At 33.9% G+C, this 3,391-nt stretch carries 4 protein-coding genes and 1 pseudogene; 2 read left to right on the top strand and 3 right to left on the bottom strand.

Annotated features, from left to right (window positions below; translation table 11 throughout):
- Positions 1–229: 229 nt before the first annotated feature.
- Positions 230–976 (bottom strand): annotated as a pseudogene (yidC, locus tag B371_RS21000) (membrane protein insertase YidC); the annotation flags it as partial.
- 234 nt (positions 977–1,210) lie between these two features.
- Here yidC and B371_RS0101010 point away from each other — a divergent pair.
- Entirely contained in the window at positions 1,211–1,861 is a 651-nt protein-coding gene (locus tag B371_RS0101010) for a LytTR family transcriptional regulator (RefSeq protein WP_019412469.1), read from the top strand.
- Positions 1,862–1,907: 46 nt separating this feature from the next.
- Here B371_RS0101010 and B371_RS0101005 read toward each other — a convergent pair whose 3' ends face one another.
- Together B371_RS0101005 and B371_RS0101000 are read right to left on the bottom strand one after the other, a co-directional pair.
- Entirely contained in the window at positions 1,908–2,261 is a 354-nt protein-coding gene (locus B371_RS0101005; protein ID WP_019412468.1) for a hypothetical protein, read from the bottom strand.
- A 106-nt stretch (positions 2,262–2,367) separates the two neighbouring features.
- Complete coding sequence (locus tag B371_RS0101000) at positions 2,368–2,802, bottom strand: GNAT family N-acetyltransferase (protein WP_019412467.1); 435 nt, start codon at positions 2,800–2,802, stop codon at positions 2,368–2,370.
- 94 nt (positions 2,803–2,896) lie between these two features.
- Between B371_RS0101000 and B371_RS0100995 the strand changes: the two genes are divergently transcribed.
- Positions 2,897–3,391, top strand: a complete 495-nt coding sequence (locus B371_RS0100995; protein WP_019412466.1) for a GNAT family N-acetyltransferase — start codon at positions 2,897–2,899, stop codon at positions 3,389–3,391.

Raw genomic sequence — 3,391 nt, 5'->3', positions numbered from 1 at the left:
TAACTGCCCGTCGCACAAAAATCGGTGCTCAAGAAGCACCGACTATCACTTATGTTTCTTTTCTTCGATTTCTTTCTTTTCTTCGTTGCGATTTCTTTGATTCTTTCACTTCATTTGTTTCTTGTGTTTCTTGTGTTTCTTGTGTTTCTTGTGTTTCTTGTGTTTCTTGTTCTGTTGATTCTGATATTTCTGTTGTATCTGTTGTGTCTTGTGTCTCATCTAATACTATTTCTGGATGATTTGAATAAAACTTACGACCTAAATAAGTTTGGAATATTAACAGTAACCCACCAACCGTCCAGTAAAGCGGTAGTGCTGACATGGATGTAAATGAAACAAACATAATCATAATTGGAGAGATATAAATAAACATTTTCATTTGATTTTTTTGTTGCTCTGGCACGGTCCACAAAGACACTTTAGCTTGCACAAAATAGACTGCTCCAGCAATAAGCGTCATAATTACGTCTGGCGAACCAAGACTATACCATAAAAATGGATGGCTCTTAACATCTGGAGAATATAAAATGGCAAAATACAGACCCATAATGATTGGCATTTGAATTATCATTGCCAAACAACCCATGTTTAACGGATTTACATTATGTTTCCGATACAGACCCATCATTTCTTGTTGCAATTTTGTTTGCTCTTGTTTATCTTTGGTTGCTTTAATTTTCTTTTGTATTTCATCCATTTCTGGTTTCATAGCATCCATTTTAAGTTTCATGCCCTGTTGATTCTTGTAGTTACGCAGCATTAATGGCATTAATACAACTCTAATCAAAACTGTAATCGCTATAATGGCTAAGCCGAAACTCCCATTAAATAAATCTCCAAAAAAAGTAAGTAGAAAGTCGAAAGGTTTTACTAGGATATTATAAAAATAGCCTTCCTTATTTTCAACTCCCGCACAACCACTCAGAACAATAGCGGACATAGCCAATATTAATAATAATCCAATTTTCTTCTTCATTAATTTTCACCTTCATCTTTTAAACTATTGAAAAGTATACCTTATTTAAAGACCAAGTTTCAATACCACATATTCCCTTGTGAAATAAATACTTTTGTAGTCCAAAGAAAGTATAACTTATATGACTACTACTTTTCAAATCTATATCAAAAGTAATGAACTGAGTCCAACCTTTTTCATATCACTACTAAGTGATTTATATGCTAAAATGGCATTATAAAGAGGTGCATTAATTTGGACACAAAATCAATTAATGAAATCATGAGAGTTATTCATGATTTCTTCCCTGAGCAAGCATCCATTGCGATCTCAAACAGTAGTGAATATGTGTATTATCAACCCAGCAAAAAAATTGATTTAAAAATACAGCCAGGTGATTTAATTAAAGAAGGCACAGCGACTCATAAAGCTCTTCTCTACGGCAAGAAAGTAAACGAATTAATTGACTCTGAAATACTTGGCGTTTCATATTACGGTATGAGTATGCCCATTATTGAGGAGGGCAAAATAAAAGGCGCCGTGACCGTTATTTTGCCACAACAACCATCGCCTTTCTTAAGTCAATTTCTAACTATAAAAACGGGTGAACATTGGTATCCAGTAAAACATAATCAGGTTCTCTTCTTAGAAACTCAACTTCGAAAGACCTTTGTCAAAACTGAGGAACGTGAAGGATATCATCGTTTAAATTTAAGTGAATTAGAATTACTTCTTTCCTCAGAGTCATTTTTAAGATGTCATAGATCTTACATCGTTAATATTGCTTTCATTAAGGAAATTCAACCGGATTCGCACTCTACTTTTTTATTAGAAATGACCGATGGAACAAAAATTCCAGTCAGTCAACGTTATGCTAGCTACTTTAGACGTTCTTTGGGCTTTTAGGAAAAACAGAAGGCTACGCTGAAAGTTCAGCGTAGCCTTTCTTTTCTTATGCTTTACTAAAATCGACCTTTTTTTCCATTGTCGGTTTTGTTTGTGTATCATCGCTATCTATTTTTTCCGATTCTTTCATTTGATCTTGAGTTTCTTTGTTATAATATTGAACGCTTGTCAAAGCACCTTCATCAACCATGGTGTTATCTTCAATATCCTGTGGATGTGGATGACCGACCTTCGTCATTTCCGCATCCTTTTTATGCGAATCTAGATACGAATTAACCTTGGTCTTAGTGTTATTGAAAGCTACTTTAGCTTTTTCACGATTATCTTGTTTACTAAAATAGGCATATGCACCCGCAGCCAAACCAGCTAATAGTAGTGAACGATTATTTCCTTTTGCCATCTTAATCACTCCTCCAATAATTCAATTTCTATTTATACTTATAGATACCCCATATTTTCAATTCAAAACTTAATTTCTACTACAAAGTAAATTTAAACTAAACATACTACTTTAGCATATCAATATGGGGGATTCCATCTTCCATATATTCTTCAGAAATCGGCTTAAAACCATAGTATCCATAAAAATCTTTTAGATGAGATTGTGCTTGTAACTGAATTTCACCATTTCCCCATTTGTCTGTACTAAATAAAATAGCTTGTTCCATTAATTGTTTAGCTAGTCCCCTACCCCTTGATTTTCGATCTACTATCACGCGACCTATAGAAATACGACCATACTTGACTCCAGCAGGCAAAATTCTCCCGTATGCAAGTAATTCATCATTTTCTATATAAGAGAGGTGATACGCGTCTATGTCGTAACCATCTAACTCAGGATATGGACAAGATTGTTCAACAATAAATACATTTACCCGAAGTTGCAAGTATGTATAAAGCTCAGTTGTCGATAGCACCTGAAAAGGTTTGATACTCCACATATATTCCACTCCTTTTGTACCTATTATTCCACATGTATAGCATACTAGTGAAATATTTGGTATGATGATTGAAAGAATTTTGAGGTGATACAATTTGATACGAGCGATGACACTAAACGATATTGTTGCAGTAAAGCAAATTGCAAAAATAACTTGGAATGATACTTATGAAGGCATTATACCAACTAAAATTCAAAATTTATTTATTGAACGATCGTATTCGAATGCCATGATGATGAAACGTTTAGAAAAGACTGCTGTTTATGTTGCCATTCATAATAATGAAGTTGTCGGTTTTGCAAATTTTACACGCATCGATGAAGATGGGGACTCAGAACTTACTGCTATCTACCTTCTACCATCTCATCAACATTTAGGATATGGCAAGCAGTTATTAAGTGAGGGTTTGCGGAATATTAAAGATGCTAATCAATTGCATGTTTACGTAGAAAGTGAAAATCGAAAAGGTCGTGCGTTTTATGAACGCAATAATTTTACTTATATCGAAGAATTTGATGAGTATTTTGAAGGTCACCCACTATCTACAGCAAAATATGTATATTATCTAAAAACGCCTGTTAACAATTAA

This window comes from Paenisporosarcina sp. TG20 (assembly GCF_000286315.1).
Taxonomy (GTDB): domain Bacteria; phylum Bacillota; class Bacilli; order Bacillales_A; family Planococcaceae; genus Paenisporosarcina.
The sequence above is the reverse complement of the archived record's forward strand: the minus strand, read 5'-3'. Positions and strand labels throughout refer to the sequence as shown.

Bases quoted from the DNA above. Each gene is read 5' to 3' on its own strand.
- B371_RS0101005 (WP_019412468.1), bottom strand. From the start codon at position 2,261: ATGGCAAAAGGAAATAATCGTTCACTACTATTAGCTGGTTTGGCTGCG.
- B371_RS0101000 (WP_019412467.1), bottom strand. From the start codon at position 2,802: ATGTGGAGTATCAAACCTTTTCAGGTGCTATCGACAACTGAGCTTTAT.